Below are 18,195 nucleotides of genomic sequence, written 5' to 3' on the forward strand. Positions count from 1 at the left end.
AAACAAGTTAAAAAGTATTCTTTACTCATAACGGGTAAATATATTCAGGTTTTTTTTATTTTCATTCAATTTTAATTGTAAAAATTCGTTTTATTTGAATTGATAGTAAAAATTTTAATAACAATCTTTCGGGAATCGTTATGACTGATATAAAGGAACTCAATGAAAAAATTCAAAATGAGAGCGCCTTTGTTGATATTTTGATGATGGAAATCGGTAAAGTCATCGTAGGTCAAAAATATATGGTTGAAAGACTTTTAATAGGTCTTTTGTCCAATGGACATGTTCTATTGGAAGGTGTTCCGGGACTTGCTAAGACATTATCAATCAAGACACTTGCTTCGGCTATTGATGCCAAATTCAGCCGTATTCAGTTTACACCTGACTTACTTCCGGCAGACCTCACGGGTACAATGATTTATAATCAAAAAAAGGAAGAATTTACTGTACGTAAAGGTCCTGTTTTTGCAAATTTGATTCTTGCCGATGAAATTAACAGAGCACCTGCAAAAGTTCAGTCTGCTCTTCTTGAAGCAATGCAGGAACGGCAGATTACAATCGGAGATTATACGTATAATCTTGAAGAGCCATTTCTTGTACTTGCAACTCAAAATCCAATTGAACAAGAAGGAACGTATCCTTTACCTGAAGCTCAGGTTGACAGGTTTATGCTCAAATTAAAAGTTGGTTATCCTACACGTGATGAAGAAAAAAGTATTCTAAGGCAAAACACAGCCCAGGAATTTCCAAAGTGTAATGTTGTGATCAGCCCTGAAACTATTTTAAAAGCAAGACATATCATCAAAGATGTATATATGGATGAAAAAATCGAACAATACATTCTTGATATTGTCTTTGCTACAAGGTTCCCACAGGATTACGGTCTTGGCAAATTAACAGAACTCATCAGTTTCGGTGCATCTCCACGTGGTTCGATAAATCTTGCTATGGCAGCCAAGGCTTATGCTTTCATCAAACGACGCGGCTACGTAATTCCTGAGGATATTCGTGCTGTTTGTCATGATGTTATTCGTCACAGAATAGGTATTACTTACGAAGCTGAAGCCGAGAATATCTCAAGTGAAGATATTATCAGCGAAATCCTCAATTCTGTGGAAGTTCCTTAATGGTATTTTAAATTAAAGCGAAATTTGTCAATGGAAACTTCAGAACTAATAAAAAAAGTACGAAAAATTGAAATCAAAACCCGCGGGATTACAAAACAACTGTTTTCCGGTGAATACCATAGTGCATTCAAAGGTCGAGGAATGGCTTTCAGTGAAGTTCGCGAATATTTTCCGGGTGATGACATCAGGTCTATTGACTGGAACGTTACAGCGAGATATGCAGAGCCTTATGTGAAGGTTTTCGAAGAAGAAAGAGAGCTTACGGTTGTATTGCTTGTTGATATTTCTGCTTCTCAAAGTTTTGGTACTCAGCTTCAGTATAAAAAGGATTTAGTAACGGAACTATGTGCAGTTCTTGCTTTTTCAGCTATACAAAATAATGATAAAATCGGTTTAATTTTATTTAGTGATATAATTGAAAAATTCATACCTCCCAAAAAAGGCAAAACGCATGCTCTGAGAATTATCAGAGAGCTTCTTGAATTTAAGCCAAGCGGACTTAAAACCGATATCAATCTGGCACTTCGATACCTTACTAATGTGCTCAAGAAGAGAAGTATTGTCTTTGTTGTTTCTGACTTTTTAACTGAAAATTATGAAGCATCTCTTAAAATTGCCGCTAAAAAGCATGATACCGTTGCTATTCAAATATATGACAAGTCTGAAGCCGAACTTCCGAAAGTTGGTTTGATTAGAGTTTTTGATGCCGAAACAGGTAAACATCAATGGGTTGATACAGCCTCTAAAAAATACAGAGAAAATTATAATGATTGGTGGGATACAAATCAAAAATCTCTTAACATAATATTAAATCGAAATAAGGTTGATTTGATAAAAATCAGAACTGATGAGTCTTACATTGCACCTTTGCAAAATTTCTTCAAGAAACGTGAAAATAAAAGATAATATATTCATTTTCGGAGCAAATTATGAAAAATTCTACAATTACACCTTTATTCATATTGAGCAGTATGTTGCTCATTATTATCATAGGACTTACTGTTCCGAATGAAAAATTTCGACATTCTGACCCGGAAGAGTCAGGACCGACTTTCACGAAAGAAAGGCACAGATATTTCTGGGAAAGATATCAGGACCCTGCTACCGGACTTATTCCAGCAAATGCAAGGTCACGGGAACTTGAATTTGTCAAAAACAGATGGTTGAAAAATTATAAAAGTAATAATGCATTGTTACTATCAAACGATACTTGGAGCAGGCGAGGACCTTTTGAAGTTGGCGGCAGAACCCGTGGATTGGATATAGATGTCAGAAATGAAAATATCATAATCGCAGGAGGAGTTTCCGGCGGTATGTGGAAATCCATTGACAATGGTTTGACATGGGACAGAACATCATTGCCACATCAGTTGCAATCTGTGACATGCCTGGTTCAGGATAAAAGACCCGGAAAAGAGGATAATTGGTATTATGGTACAGGTGAATATTGGGGCAATTCAGCAGGCATATTTGGTGATGGTGTCTATAAATCAACCAATAATGGTGATTCATGGGAAGTCCTTCCATCCACATCAACCAGCAGAGTTCACTCATGGGACCAGCCATTTGACTTCTGCTGGAATATTGTCACTAATCCCGCTGCACCGGACAGCATAGATGAAGTCGTCGTTGCTACCGCTTCAATGGGTGTATTGAGGTCTTTTGATGGAGGTACAACATGGAACAATGTATTGGGCAGCAATGCCAGAGCTCTTTTTTCCGATGTTGCAGTTACAAGCGAAGGAGTTTATTACGCTACTTTAAGCTCTGATGGAGCTGTTAATACCAAAGGAATATTCAGGTCTGAAGACGGAGTTCGCTGGACAAATATTACTCCACCCAACTTCCCTTTGAATTTCCGTAGAATTGTTATTGGTATTGCACCATCTGATGAATCTCAAGTATATTTTCTCGGTGAAACTCCGGGTTATGGTAAACTGACTTTCAACTCAAGAGGTGATAGTTTGTGGCACAGTTTGTGGAAATATGATTTTCAGGGTAGTTCAGGGTCGGTTGTATTAGGAGAGTGGGAAGACCGCTCATTAAATCTCCCAAAACCTGAACCAACGCGTGGTCAGATGAATTCTCAGCAAGGTTATAATCTTGTAATAAAAGTTAAACCTGATAATCCTGATGTGCTCTTCATAGGTGCAGTTGCGATGTACAGGTCTGACAGTGGTTTCAAAGGTACTGACTGGGCTTGGATTGGTGGCACATGTCCTGACGAAAGCTGCGACTATTTTTTCAGATATACTAATCATCATGCAGATGTTCATGAAATAGTATTTTCAAATTCGAATCCTGATATTTTATACACTGGCTCAGATGGTGGTGTTCATAAAACACTCGATAATATGTCTGAAAATGTAGAATGGATTTCACTTAATAACGGTTATTTTACAACTCAATTCTATACAGTTGCAATTGACCACGGCGAGAAATTATCAAGAGAAATTATCGGTGGACTTCAGGACAATGGAACACTTCTTTCGAGAAATACTGATATGGTTAATAACGAATGGTCAAATCCACTTCGCGCTGACGGCTTTTATTGTAAAATTCCCGATGGTGCACCTTATTATTATGCTTCACAAAATGGTACGTGGCAGCCTAAAATTAAAATTTACAGAATCGTACATGATGAAAATGGCAATAATGTTACAAGCACAAGAATTGACCCAATAGGCGGTGAAGACTTTATATGGAATACACCTTTCATATTAGACCCAAATGATAATAATATCATGTATTTGGCAGGTGGCAAAATGCTTTGGAGAAATAATGATTTGTCCGGCATTCCTTTTGAGAATAATACTGTTGACTCTATTTCAATAAATTGGGACAGTCTTTCCCATACAAGAATAGATTATATAAATACAGCTCCGCTTGGAGAAAGAATAACAGCTGTCTCTGTCTCAAAAAATCCCGCAAATATTGTCTATTACGGCACAAGCAGAGGCAAACTTTATAAGTTACTTAATGCTAATGAAGGTAATCCTGAACCGATAAATGTAACAGGCAGTAATTTCCCTATTGGTAATATTAGTTCGATAGCATTTGACCCTGATAATGCGGACAACGTAGTTATTTCATTTTCAAATTACAACATATTAAGCATATTTATGACAGCAGATGGCGGACAAAACTGGACTTCCATTTCAGGAAATCTTGAAGAAAACAGAAATGGTACAGGAGCCGGTCCCGGTGTCAATTGGGTTAATATTCTAAAAGTTAATGGAGTTGATGTATATTTTGCAGGTACTACTGCTGGATTATTCACGACTGCTTTCTTAAATGGTGATGCAACAGCCTGGCAAATGGAAGGACCTGATGTCATTGGAAATATGGTTGTACACATGATTGATGCACGCCAGCAAGACGGTTATGTTGCTATAGGAACTCACGGGACAGGAGTATTTGAAGGTTTTTACAAGAATCTTCCGGGTAAGCCTTTGCCGGTAAAACTTTCAGAACCTCTTGATGAAACAATGCATGTGAAATCAAATGTTGAACTGTCATGGCAACCAATTAGTGAAACAGGATTTTACGAACTCGAAATTGCTAAAGATCCAAACTTTATTGATGTTGTCTATTCGGTTTCAGGTATTGCTGATACAAAACATAACTGGATAAATGTAGAACAAGGTAGAATTGATTATTATTGGAGAGTTAGAAATTCAGGACCAGGTGGTTTGAGTGATTTTTCAGAAGTATGGAAATTCACTTCTGCTTTGAAACCTCCTAAGATTTTATTCCCAAATGCCGGTACAGATCAGGTTATGACGGGGTTTACATTTGAATGGGAGAACGTTGAATATGCTGACCAGTACAGAATTCAGGTAGCTCAGGGGTTTGGAATTATGAATCCTTTTATTGATACTGTTGTTAGTCATCCTTACTTGGAAGTTGATAATTTTGAAAGAAACAAACGATACGTATGGCGTTTAGCTTCTATTGAGGATGATAATCAGGGCGAATTTGGAGATGAGTATCATTTCATTACAAGGCATCCGGCTTCTGTTAATGATTTTGATATCACAGGTGGAATTAATATTAGTATTGAGCCTAATCCAGTCACAGATTTTGCCTATATTAATTTAACGATAGAAACGACTGTCACCGGCAAACTTATGATTTACGATATCAATGGCAGGATATTAGAAATTTTCGCCGAGCAGTCGTTTATGCCTGGCAATATGAGTATTCCTATTGATGCATCGAAACTAAATTCCGGATTATACAATATTGTATTCATTACAAATAAACAAAAAATTTACAAAAAAATTCAGGTTATAAAATAGTAAATGAATGATATTATGTCTAAAGTATTATTTCTAATCTTAATTTTTATAAGTTCAATTTCTGCAGTAATATCCAGCGATATTACTGCGGTAATTGAATCAGATACTAACAATGTACTGATTGGAGAGCCTGTTAATCTTGAGATAAAAATTATCTCGGGTAAAAATTATAAATTCAATTTTCCGGTTTTTACCGATACTTTAGGAAAGCTGGAAATTTTGGATTTATTTCCTACAGACTCGATACATGCAGATAGTAAATTTGGAATATCAAAAAGACTAACCGTTACATCATTTGAAGCTGGTTATATCAATATCGAACCTATTGTAATCACTTATACCCTCAACGATGTTGACGATTTCCGAATTATAACTACAAATTCATTATCTCTTGAATTTGCTACTGTTGAAGTAGATACTGCGAGCTCAGAAATCAGGGATATTAAACCGCCCTTGCAGGCTCCGCTGACACTTGAAGAAATGCTACCTTATATTGGCTTGATTTTAGGTCTGTTAGTAATATATTATCTGATAATTTATATATTTGGAAGAAAGCCAAATCTCAAAGAAAAGCAAATACCAAAATACGACCCGAAAATTCCGGCAGATTTGGAAGCACTTGAAGCCCTGCAGCGGCTTGAACGCGAAAATCTTTGGCAAAGTGGAAAATTTAAGCTTTATCACTCAAAATTAACTGACATTTTGAGAGTTTACATTCATAGAAGATACCACTTGAATGCTCTTGAAATGACAAGCGGAGAATTAGTTCATGATGTTTCAATGTATGAATCAAACATAAATTCACTTGACATACTTAAAACAATCCTGGAAATTGCAGATTTAGCAAAATTTGCAAAATACGAACCTTTATCAGACGAGAATGTCAGCTCTATGACAAATGCCATAAAATTTGTTAATAATACAAAAGTAGTAGATATTACAAAAGATGATGATATTGAAATTCAGGAGGATAATAAATGATATTCCTTCCCGATGAAATTAAATTTGCTAATCCCGAATATTTTTATCTGTTTATTCTCGTGCCATTATACTTATTCTGGTATATTTATAAAGAGTTAAGGCAGAATGTTGCTATGAAAATGTCAACACTTGCCGGTTTTAATGGTACAGGAAAAAGTATTAAAATTTACCTCAGACATATTTTAATATTACTTAGAATTTTTGCAATATCAGCTTTAATTCTTGCTCTAGCAAGGCCACAGACAAGTTCAAAGATGGAATCAATTTCTTCTGAAGGTGTTGATATAGTAATTTCTCTTGACGTATCAACATCAATGCTTGCAGAAGATTTCAAGCCAAACAGGATAGAAGCCGCCAAAAAGCAGGCTATTGATTTTGTTGACAAACGGCAAAATGACAGAATGGGTTTTGTAGTTTTTGCTGCTGAAAGTTTTACTCAGTGTCCTATAACAGTTGACCATAATGTATTGAAAAATTTAATACTTGATGTCAAAAGTGGTATGGTTGAAGACGGAACAGCAATCGGTATGGGAATTGCAACTGCCGTATCACGTTTAAAAGAAAGTAAAGCAAAAAGCAAGGTTCTTATCCTACTCACAGACGGTGTTAATAATACCGGAATTGTCGCTCCATTAACAGCAGCTGAGATAGCAAAAACATTTGATATAAGGATTTATACAATTGGTGTCGGAACCAGAGGAATGGCTCCATATCCCGTCAAAACTCCATTTGGCACACAGTATAGAAATGTTGAAGTTGAAATTGATGATGACTTGCTTAAGAAAATTGCTGAAATGACAGGTGGCAAGTACTTTAGAGCTACAAATAATAAAGGCTTAAGCAAAATTTATGAAGAAATTGATTCGTTGGAAAAGACGAAAATTGATGTGGCTGTATTTTCAAAAAAGCATGAGGAATATCATTCTCTTGTTATATTAGCATTAGTACTTTTGCTTTCGGAAGTATTTGGAAGATATATGATTTTCAAAACCTTACCTTAATTCGATATGCAATTAACCGAAGAACTGAAACAATTCTACGAAATAAAGAAATGTGAAATAAAGCAAAGACTTTATGAATTCAAAAATGTTTCTCCTGAAGATTACTTTTACGAATTGTGCTTTTGTATTTGTACGCCGCAGTCAAAGGCATCTTCTGCCCTACAAGTTCAGCAAATATTAATGTCTGAAAATTTTTTTTATAAGGAGTTTGACCCTACACCAATTCTCAGAGAGTCAAAAAGATACATTCGTTTTCATAATACCAAAGCTGCAAGACTTTTGTCTGCAAGGAAATTTTATCCCAAAATTCAGGAAGTTCTTAATACCGGCTTATCGAATATTGAAAAAAGAAACTGGCTTGCTGATAATTTTAATGGTTTCGGGTATAAAGAATCTGCACATTTTTTAAGGAATATTGGATATGAAAATTTGGGAATATTGGATAGGCATATTTTGAGGCATCTTGTAAGTTGTGGTGTTTTTGAAGAAATTCCAAAAATTGGAACTAAAAACGGATATCTTAAAGTTGAAAAGGAATTTTTAAATTTTGCTGATTTCATTGGTATTCCGATGGATGAATTAGACCTTCTTTTTTGGGCATTTTCAACCGGTGAGATAATTAAGTAATTTCATATGATTTGTAATATCCACCTTTAATTTTTATGTATTCAATTAAATCATTATAATGAATTGATTGTGATAGCAGAAAAGAATTACCAACCAGTATAAAATGTGATTTAGCTCTTGTCATGGCTACATTGAGTTTACGGTCTGTTGTGCCTGAAATATCCTGAGAAATCACTCTATCAAGAAGATTTTTGCTGTTGACAGACATTGATAATATGATATAATCTCTCTGGCTACCCTGAAATCTTTCAACTGTATCAACTGTTATCAATTCTTTCTGCTCTAAACTCAGTCTTTTATATACTTCGAAGCACTGAAGTCTGAAAGGTGCAATCACTCCTATTGTATCAGGTTCTATTTCGACTTTAGATGATATCGTTTCAATGAATTTTAAGGCAATTTCAGCTTCGTTTTCATTGATTTTACCTTTTTCCTGCTCACAATCAATAAACACAATACGATTGGTTGCTAATATTTTTTCAAATAGATTATTCGAATTCATGTCGAAAGGTATTTGTGGTTGAAACTGTTTCTCACAAGCTGGTTTCAGTAAGTTATTATAAAATCTTGTTGCCGGAAAATCCTGAATTTCATTATGCATTCGTGCTTGATAGGTCAGAGTGCTGTATGCAAAATCCCAATTCTTATCGGAGCATTGCTTGATTAACCTTTCAAATAATGATATTGAATAATCGAAAATTCCAATGTCATTAAGTAATTTGTTTTCACATTTCCTGCTTTGCAAATTCTGAACTACTACTGGTGGAAGCTGTTTTTCATCTCCAATTAAAAGAAAACGCTTTGTATTTGCAATCAATCCTAATATCTGTGGTTCGAGTATTTGACTTGCCTCATCAACTATTAGCGTATCGAAGTCTTTTATATCAAATATTTCTTGATTTGTAAGCACAGATGCCACAGTCGAGACTACAATTCTTGCGGCTCTGAGCCTCTCATAAGCAGTCTTCATATCATATTTTTCTACTATCAGAGGAAGATGCCGTTCATAATCATTACACGCTTCTTTTGAACCGAGTCTAATGAAGTCGGAACAAAGTTCAAGACTGCTCAAGGCTGAAGATATTTCGTCCACAGCTCTGTTTGTATATGCTGTAATCAAAATATTCTCATTAGTATTTTTTAATATTTGAGATGCGATATTTTTTAAAATTACATTAGTTTTACCGGTTCCGGGTGGTCCCTGAATCAAAAAATAATCGTTGGAATTTACAGCACGGTTGACTATTTCATTTTGGTTAAAATTCAGACCTTCGATATCTTCCGTAACATTTTCATTGAACTTTGGTGCTGTTCTACCAAGAATTAAATCACGTTTACTTTTTTCAGACCTCAAAAAAGTAAACAACGAAGAATATGAAATTTTATCAATAGTATCAATTGAATCAGGCTCTAATCTCCATTTTGAGTCTAACTTAAGAAGGGATTTGGATATGAGTTTATTTCTAAGGCTAACCGTAACCTTTGTTGCAGAAATGCTTTTTACTGTACATTTCAAGAGTTGATTATTTATTTCATTTGCTTTAATAATATTATCATAAGCAAAAAGAATAGCGATATCACCTTTTCGAAATGAAGTAAAAGTATTATCAGACGGGATATCAAATGTCAAGTGTAAGTTATTGAAATCACTTTCATTTGTATTAATCTCTAAATTAATCAGAATATTATTATCTTCAATTTTTTCTTCGATTGAATCGTTCCATAATGCTGAGTATCCCTTTGCATTATTGCTAAGTGAAGCTCCTGTTTTTACAGCATAACTTTCTCTTAGTATGAAAGATGAAAATTCATATAAAAAATTTCGTTCTGTCTCATCCAAATTATTAATAACACTATAAAACAAATCAATTTTCTCTGATATATAAGATGGTAAACCATTGTAATTTATATTGCTTCTGCTTTCAAATATTTTGAAAGACATATTTCGGATTGCATATTCAAGAAGAATGATATTATTTCTGTGAATAATAAGTTTTTCGACAACATTCTTAAGTCCTGCAACATCTCTAAGTGGCTTATCTTCAGTCTTAATATATAAGATTGAAGAATTGCCTTTCCTTCCCGAAAAAGTAGATTCCAGAAGAAGATTATAAGCCAATACCTGTGCAAGATGATTATACCAAACTCCGATTGGAATTTTTCTATCTCCAATATTTATAGCATAGCTTGTTGCAGGACTACTACCTGATTTTAGCTCTATGATATCTTTTCTATCCTTGTCATTGCTGTATTCAGCTAATAAATCAAGTCTACCCTGTATACCGTAAAGTGGAGAGATGAAAGAAGCTTCTACCGAAAAAGACGCACTTTGAAAATTCACTGCCAATATTTCATTAACAAATTTCCTGATTTGATTGAAATAAAAATGAAGTTCTGTATTAAGTACACTATTTTTTAATTTCCCTTTTTCATAAATTGCAAATACAGAAAGTGGCCTGTTTTTCAATGCGTTATTTTTTGCAGTTTCAAAATTTGTATCAGGTTTGAGCAAGATTTCATCAAAAAGTGAATTGATTAGATTACCTAAAACAAGCGGATAGGTAACTGATGTTTTGAAATATCTCTTCAAAAAATTAATTTTAAAAGCATCATTGAAGTTGTAACTTTCAGCAAGTTCAGTAGCATCAATGAGATAATCCGGTTCAAAAATCATAATTCCCGGGCTATGGATTGACAAAGTCAACGGCTCGTACCTTATTATTTCTGAATCTATTAAGTTAATGCAAATCTCGGGATAAATCATATTAGCATTTTCGAGGTAAGGGTAACCAACTTTAAGAAGGAAATCTCCTGTCTCTTCGTGTTTGCATTTTAATTCAATATAGTGTGAGTTTATTTTCCTTTTGTAAAAAGGATTATCAACAACAATTGCGCCCCGAATCTCAATTTTATCTCGATTTACTGAATACTTATTAACAAGATTCAGCTCAGGAATTAATTTAATTAACTGTTCAAATTCGAAAGGCAGTTCAAAACCGGATAATTTCTTTACAATTTCAATCGAATATTTAATCGTGTAATTCAACTCATCTGTTGAAGCAGTTAATTTTGGATTTTTTGATAATGCCCTGAACAGTCCGGAAATGCCATAATATTTTTTTTCTAAAACCTCCCCTAACTCGTATTTATCATTTATAAACGCAGTTGCCGCAAGCATTGTAGAAAAATGTCTTGATTCTTTGCTGACTAATTGTCCATAAACAGACTTAATCAATCTGTAAATTTGGATAATCTTTTTACTATTATCAGATTTCAAATCATTTATGGTATCAGAAATTTTATCAAAAAAGTCAGCACTAACATCAGCTAAATCCATCAGTTTGAATCCGGTTTAATATCCTTAATTATAAGTTGAGGAGTTTTAGCACCATTCAGACTTGTAAGCTCAAGGTTGTAAACCATAGAAAACTTCTTGCCATTGTTGCAAAGATTCACTTTTGATGCAAGGTTCTGACCGATTGCATCTATCACAAAATTATTCTGAATTGCTCTAAAACGAATATTATTATTCCCGACCACTTTAATTCCATTAACAGATTTAACACCTTTTGAAACAAATATTGGCTTATAATTAGCATAACCGTAAGGTGCAAATCTACTTAAATTATGGAGAAAATGAGGAGAAAGCTCATTAAATTGAAGCTCAGAATCAACGACAATCTCCGGAAGTAGCATCTCAATAGTGATAGCTTTTTTAGCAAGCTCATCTAATCTATGACGAAACTCGTCAATGTGTTCAATTTTGAGAGATAAGCCCGCAGCATGTTTATGCCCTCCATATTCTAAAAGAATATCATCGCACTGCTTAAGGGCAGAGTGAATATCAAAATCATTTATACTTCGAGCAGACCCTTTCGCTACTCCTTCAATATTTGTAAGAAGTACAGATGGTAAATTAAACTTGTCAACCAATCTGGAAGCAACAATACCTATCACTCCTGCATGCCAGTTTTCACCATACACAACCAAAGAGTGGGGTGAATTGGTTTCAATCATTTTTTTTGCCATAGGAATTGCTTCTTCGAATGCTTTCTGGTCAAAGAGCCGGCGCTTTCTATTTTCATCTTCAAGCACTTGAGCAATTCTAAAGGCGGCATTTTCATCGTTCTGCATCATCATCTCTACAGAACGCTTTGCATCACCTAATCTGCCGGCAGCATTGATAAGGGGAGCTACTGCATAAACTATGTTTGAAGCTGTGATATTTCCAAGTCTTAACCCTGTGCAGTGAATCAGCCCATTAATTCCTGGTCTTGGATTTTTGTTTAGCTGTTTTAAACCATAATGTACTAATATTCTATTCTCACCCTTTAGAGGAACCATATCAGCAGCAGATGAAATTGCAACATAATCAAGATATTGATATGATTTTTCTAACATACCAAGCCTCATACAAACAGCCTGCACGAGTTTGAAAGCAACTCCGCAAGCGGCGAGTGATTTGAATGGATAAGGGCACCCCGGTTTTAATGGGTCGAGAATGGCATAAGCTAAAGGCTCCTGTTCACCTGGCTCGTGATGGTCACAAATGATTGTTACTAATCCTTTTTCATTTGCATAAATAAGCTGCTCATATGATGTAATACCAACATCAACAGTAAGAAGGATTTTGGCATTACGTGCAAGAGCAAGATCAATGGACTTGTTGGATAAGCCATAGCCATCCTCAAATCGGTCAGGAATATAATAATCTACTCTCCCACCAATGGAGGAGATAAACTGACAAACCATAGCTGTGCTGGCAGTACCATCAACATCATAATCACCATGTACCCAAATTAGTTCCTGCTTCTTAACAGCTTCAAGGATTCTTTCTACGGCTTTTTCCATATCTTCCATAATATATGGATCGTGTAGACTTTCCAAAAGAGGTTTGAAAAACGTTTCGGCATCGTTTTTGCTTATATGACCTCTTGAAGCCAGTACTTGTGCAAGGCTTTTTGGTATATTCAGTGTTTTCGCTAAGTTTTGTACAGTTTCTTCATCATTATATGGTCTAATTGTCCAGCGGTAATTCAACATATACTCAAGTTAATTATTCAATTGTTACAAAATTAAGCATTTTTTTTAACATAGTCAAAAAAAAAGTGTGAATAATAATTGACACTTGTATATTTTATTCAACAATTATGAAATTTACAAAAGAGAAACATTTATCTAAGCATTCACCAATCAGGCAAAGCAAGGCAAATAAAGGAAAACTTGTTACAAATGAGGGTAAAATTCCTGATAATGCCATGAATGGAACTGCTGTATCAGTAATTGGAAATACTGTTATTGCAGAAATAAATTTGGGTGGCAAAATGGATTTTGTTGAATGCAGCGTCTCAGGTAAAATTAAGTCTCCTTATCAAAATTCAACCCTTGTAGCAGTTGGTGACAATGTAATATTCATTCCTGAAGAATCAGATTCAGGGGAAATCAAGAAAGGAAGAGTTATTGCAATTGGTGATAGATTATCAAAAATCAGCCGCAGAGCAGTTGGTAAAGCAACAAACGAACATGTAATTGCATCCAATTTTGACATTTTGCTTCTCCTAGCCTCTGCTTTTCAACCATCATACAATAAGAGATTTATTGATAGACTTTTAATTGCCGCAGAAATTGGTAGTGTCAGACCTGTCATCGGATTGAACAAGATTGATCTAACTGATGATGTTAATGTATTTCTGGAAGATTTAGAAATCTATAATAAAATGGGAATTCAAATTCTGACATTTTCTGCAAGCAAAGGAATTGGAATAGATTCAGTAATTGAATTGACAAAAGATAAAACCACACTTTTTTTCGGTCCATCCGGAATCGGAAAGTCAACTCTTGTCAACAAGCTGATTGGTAATTCAGTTCAAAAGATTACTGAAATCAGCGAAAGAACAAATAAAGGGCAACATACTACAACATTTGTCAAAATGCTTGATTTACCTTATGGTGGGAGGATAATTGACTCTCCCGGTGTCAGGGAATTTGCTATGTGGGATGTTGATAAGCTAAATCTTGCTATGCACTTTCATGATTTTGATGATTATTATCTCAATTGCAAATATTTGCCATGTACCCATACGCACGAACCCGAATGTGCTGTACTTGAAGCTCTCGATAATGAACAAATTGACTACGAAAGATACGAAAGCTATCTTAATATTTTGGAAAGTCTCGAAAACTAATTCGTTTCTTTCTTAATATCAGCTTCTTCTTCTTTATCCTTAACAAACCATGATGATACATAAGCTGTAAAAGTACCGAACATACCAACACCAGCTGTTATCAAAATCACTGCTAATAATCTGCCTTCAGTAGTGACGGGGTATTTATCACCATAGCCAACGGTTGTAACAGTAACATAAGACCACCATATAGCGTCTTCAGCAGTTTTTATGTTACTTTCAGGTGAAGTTTCAAGCTGAAGTATAGCAATTGCAGAAAAAATAATAAGCAAGATAACAAATACAGACAATGATGTAAAAGTACCTTGTACCTTATTTGCAAAAATATAATTCAAAATATTGTGTACAGACCTGAATGCTTTAATTATTCGGAAAATTCTAACAAGCCTGAAGAGCCTGCCAGCTCTAAAAATGTCAAGTGCAGGAAGACTTGCTATTAAATCTATCCAACCCCACTTCATAAATTTCAATTTGTTCTCAGCACGATAGAATTGAACGAAGAAATCAATAAGGAAGATAAAACATATTCCAAAATCAATTATATATAAAAGCCTTGAGGTTTCAGGATGAATCTGAAAAAAAGTGTCTAATAATAATGCACCGAGAATATAAATCGAAAGAAAGAAAATTATTATATCAAGATAGCCTAATTTCATTGTTTTATTTGTTGATTTATTAAAAATGTAAATATTGACATTGCAAAATTAAAAAAAATGATTAAACTATACAACAACTCTATAATTTAATTTAATTTTTTTATTACAAAAAATTATATTTTAAATTTTATGATTATCTTTGTAAATTATTTAATTGCAGTTTATCAAGTTTGATTTAAATAGGTAATCTTATGAAAAAAGATATGAAGAAAATACTTGTTACCGGGGCTCTTGGGCAGATCGGTACTGAACTTGTTGTAGCCTTACGTACAAAATATGGTGCAGAAAATGTAATAGCGTCAGATATCAGGCAAATACCGAACCATATTTTGTCTGAAGGTGGTCCATTTGTAGTTTTGGACGTCACTAAACCGGATGATATCAGAAGAATTATCATCAAATACGATATTGATACAATATTCCATTTAGCAGCAATATTGTCGGCAGTTGGTGAGCGTGACCCGAACCTTTGCTGGAATGTAAATATGAACGGCACAATTAACATTCTCGATATGAGTGTACGATATGAACTTTCACGGATAATTGTTCCAAGCTCGATTGCTGTATGGGGCAAGGGAGTTCCAAAATATGATGTCCCACAGGAAAGTGTTTTAAAACCGACTTCGATGTATGGTGTGACCAAGGTAGCAGGCGAATTGTTATGTGACTATTATGTATCTAAATACGGGCTCGATTGCAGAGGATTAAGATATCCGGGTATTATATCTTCTGAAACATTACCGGGTGGTGGAACTACAGATTATGCAGTTGAAATTTTCTACGAAGCAGTAAAAAATAATTATTACAACTGCTTTTTGAGAGAAGATACCGAGCTACCGATGATGTATATGCCGGACTGCATCAAAGCAACAATAGATTTAGCTGAAGCAGAATATTCAAAACTTGTTCATCACAGCGATTTCAATGTTGCCTCTATGACATTTGACCCAAAAATACTTGCTGATGAAATTCGCAAACATCAACCTGACTTCAAAATAGATTATAATCCTGATTATCGCCAGGCAATTGCGGATTCCTGGCCCGCTTCAATTGACGACTCATCTGCACGAGATGAGTGGGGCTGGTCACCATCTTATGATTTAGCTTCAATGACAAAAGATATGCTTGAGAAGCTTCATATCAAGCATAAGGATGGATTAATCTGAAATCAATGAACATACTGCTCGTATTTTTGGCAATTACTGTCAATTTTGAAGTATATGCATGGTTCAATCTTAGTACCAGTGGCATAACAACAAACGACTTTATTACATTGTTTTTGATTATACTGTTTGTAAAAACACTTTTATGGGATGGCAGAGAGATAAAATTAGCAAAAAATCCTGCCATCCTTCTTTATTTTACATTCCTTGCAGCTACATTTATTTCAGGGATTTATCCGCTTGTCAGCGGTGAAGGCGAGCTTATAAGTCAGTATATGAAAACTATGATACATTTTCATTTTACTGCGATGCTGACAATAATTATAATATTTCACAAATTTGAGAATGATGTTTGGAACAAATTCATACAAGTCTGGCTTATACTATCAATTTTTATAAACATCTTCGGTGTTTATCAGATTATAGCCAGAGCTTTCGACCTGCCGTTTGCATGGATTGACCTTACAAATGCAGCTTTTTTTAGCCGGAATCAAAATGAAGTGGACGATTTTACTCAATTAAGTCTTCGTTTCGAAGGTTTTTTCAGAGCTACATCATTTTTCTCAGAGCCTTCGGCTTTAGGGGCTTTCAACGGCATCACACTGGCTTTCGCAATTATTCCAAGAATCAAAAATTTCAAGATGTTTCTGCGTTCAAAATTGCTTAATAACGTCATTATAATTCTTTCGCTAATTGGCTTGATGCTTGCATTTTCATTAACTGGGGTTGCTATAGTTTTATTAATGCTTTTAACTGTATTCATAACAGAACGGTTAAATTTATTTCTATCCATTCTAAAATATTTGCCCCTGATTATTATATTCGTATTTCTTGTTGATTTTGGAGTTGAATCTTATTCCGGCATAAGCCTTCTTGAATTATTCGGAAAAAGATTTGGCACTTTAGCTAATCTCTTGACCGGCTCAAGTGGCTTTGGTAGCGGTATTGATGGCGAATCTGTTACTATGCGAGGGAAAAATTTTACTGCGATGATGGATATATGGCAATCATCACCCTTGTTTGGAATCGGTTTAGGTCTGACCTATTACAGCCCATACTCACAAGGGTGGGCATTTAGTGATAGTTCGATTATGGCTGTTTTGGCAGAACTTGGGCTTGTAGGAGCCATACCATACATTTTATTATTTGCAACACTTTACATTGTGTCATTTAAGATTTTGAGAGTCAAACAAATAAGTTCAAAACTTGACCACGATTCAGGGAGACTTATTTCAATCAGTATTTATATTATGTCATATTTAATCGTTACTAATTTCGTCAGTGCAAATAATTTGATTAGTGCAGTATCAGCAATATTTATTGGCTTCGTAATATCGGTTCAGAATAATTACTACATTGATATTAAGAAAGATTTTTACTCTATCAAAATTTTTAACAGCCCTCTCAAAGAATATTATTATTTGCCTGAAGCAAAAAAACGCAATATCTTAATTTAGTTGTTTGAACATACCAAATCTTTATAAATATTGGCTTTGCTTAACGGAAGTGTGTTATTGATTTCACAGCCCTTTATTATTTTACACGGTCAAAACGGTCGCAATATAATGATTTTTAATTTTTATCCCGTATTTCCATTAGTAAGTCTCTGATTTCAATCAGGATTTCATTTGAACTTTTGCCCATATTATGAAATTCCGGATTTGCAGAATTACGATTTTGCAAACTGTCTCTCTGATTCAATACCCTTGTTTTGAATTCATAAGTATCAATTATGCCAATTAATTTCATATCACTGCCTGCCGGATTGCTCTGTCCGGCTGTTTCAATTTTCAGAATACGCAAATCAAATATTTTTAGCAATGGATTTTCGATAAAGGTCAAATCCTGGATATTATCTAAAGGAATGGTTTTCTCTACTCTGAATAAGTATCCTTTGCGAAACTCAAGATGACGCTCTGTCAGATTGCAAGTTAAATTTTCATAATATCTTTGGCATACATACTGCCCAAATCCCAAAAACCATATTAATAACAGCGGAATACCAATGATTGTTGAGAATAAGATTAGTCCAACATACAGCAAAAGGTATGTCTTAATATTAGGATTAAATTTTGCTGTTTCAATTGCATGATCTATATGTCCCATAATTCACCATTTAATAATTTTTAACGTAACTTAAATTGACATCTGATA

General features: G+C 34.5%; 13 protein-coding genes. 9 read left to right on the forward strand and 4 right to left on the reverse strand.

Annotated elements, in window-relative coordinates:
• Positions 1-140 precede the first annotated feature (140 nt).
• Genes KF896_04625 through KF896_04650 form a run of 6 tightly spaced genes read left to right on the forward strand, consistent with a single transcriptional unit; the run spans position 141 to position 8,037 of the window.
• The gene (locus KF896_04625) at positions 141-1,127 is read left to right on the forward strand and encodes an AAA family ATPase (GenBank protein ID MBX3042984.1); all 987 of its coding nucleotides are present in this window, start codon (positions 141-143) and stop codon (positions 1,125-1,127) included.
• Positions 1,128-1,157: 30 nt separating this feature from the next.
• Positions 1,158-2,033: a DUF58 domain-containing protein gene (locus tag KF896_04630; GenBank protein MBX3042985.1), complete on the forward strand. Its 876-nt coding sequence runs from the start codon at positions 1,158-1,160 to the stop codon at positions 2,031-2,033.
• Between the two features lie 23 nt (positions 2,034-2,056).
• Positions 2,057-5,428: a T9SS type A sorting domain-containing protein gene (locus KF896_04635; GenBank protein ID MBX3042986.1), complete on the forward strand. Its 3,372-nt coding sequence runs from the start codon at positions 2,057-2,059 to the stop codon at positions 5,426-5,428.
• Between the two features lie 15 nt (positions 5,429-5,443).
• Entirely contained in the window at positions 5,444-6,409 is a 966-nt protein-coding gene (locus KF896_04640; protein ID MBX3042987.1) for a hypothetical protein, read from the forward strand.
• A gap of 17 nt (positions 6,410-6,426) precedes the next feature.
• Positions 6,427-7,410, forward strand: coding sequence for a VWA domain-containing protein (locus KF896_04645; protein ID MBX3042988.1), 984 nt, complete (start codon positions 6,427-6,429; stop codon positions 7,408-7,410).
• A gap of 6 nt (positions 7,411-7,416) precedes the next feature.
• On the forward strand, positions 7,417-8,037 hold the full coding sequence (locus KF896_04650; protein MBX3042989.1) for an N-glycosylase/DNA lyase: 621 nt from the start codon (positions 7,417-7,419) through the stop codon (positions 8,035-8,037).
• Here KF896_04650 and KF896_04655 read toward each other — a convergent pair.
• Positions 8,030-11,374, reverse strand: a complete 3,345-nt coding sequence (locus tag KF896_04655) for an AAA family ATPase (GenBank protein ID MBX3042990.1) — start codon at positions 11,372-11,374, stop codon at positions 8,030-8,032. The two genes, KF896_04650 and KF896_04655, sit on opposite strands and share 8 nt — an antisense overlap.
• The gene (recJ, locus tag KF896_04660) at positions 11,374-13,080 is read right to left on the reverse strand and encodes a single-stranded-DNA-specific exonuclease RecJ (protein MBX3042991.1); all 1,707 of its coding nucleotides are present in this window, start codon (positions 13,078-13,080) and stop codon (positions 11,374-11,376) included. The genes KF896_04655 and recJ overlap by 1 nt, the downstream gene beginning before the upstream one ends.
• Positions 13,081-13,187: 107 nt before the next feature.
• Here recJ and rsgA point away from each other — a divergent pair, with 107 nt between their 5' ends.
• Positions 13,188-14,222, forward strand: a complete 1,035-nt coding sequence (gene rsgA, locus KF896_04665; protein ID MBX3042992.1) for a ribosome small subunit-dependent GTPase A — start codon at positions 13,188-13,190, stop codon at positions 14,220-14,222.
• On the opposite strand, the gene KF896_04670 is transcribed toward rsgA, so the two are convergent.
• Complete coding sequence (locus KF896_04670) at positions 14,219-14,878, reverse strand: ion transporter (GenBank protein MBX3042993.1); 660 nt, start codon at positions 14,876-14,878, stop codon at positions 14,219-14,221. The genes rsgA and KF896_04670 overlap by 4 nt on opposite strands.
• A 203-nt stretch (positions 14,879-15,081) precedes the next feature.
• Between KF896_04670 and KF896_04675 the strand changes: the two genes are divergently transcribed.
• Together KF896_04675 and KF896_04680 are read left to right on the forward strand one after the other, a co-directional pair.
• Entirely contained in the window at positions 15,082-16,044 is a 963-nt protein-coding gene (locus tag KF896_04675; protein MBX3042994.1) for an NAD-dependent epimerase/dehydratase family protein, read from the forward strand.
• Between the two features lie 5 nt (positions 16,045-16,049).
• Positions 16,050-17,498, forward strand: a complete 1,449-nt coding sequence (locus KF896_04680; GenBank protein ID MBX3042995.1) for a hypothetical protein — start codon at positions 16,050-16,052, stop codon at positions 17,496-17,498.
• Positions 17,499-17,613: 115 nt separating this feature from the next.
• On the opposite strand, the gene KF896_04685 is transcribed toward KF896_04680, so the two are convergent.
• Complete coding sequence (locus tag KF896_04685) at positions 17,614-18,147, reverse strand: PH domain-containing protein (protein MBX3042996.1); 534 nt, start codon at positions 18,145-18,147, stop codon at positions 17,614-17,616.
• Between the last annotated feature and the right edge of the window lie 48 nt (positions 18,148-18,195).

It is taken from the genome of Ignavibacteriota bacterium (genome assembly GCA_019637995.1).
In the GTDB taxonomy this organism is placed as follows: domain Bacteria; phylum Bacteroidota; class Ignavibacteria; order Kapaibacteriales; family UBA2268; genus JANJTB01.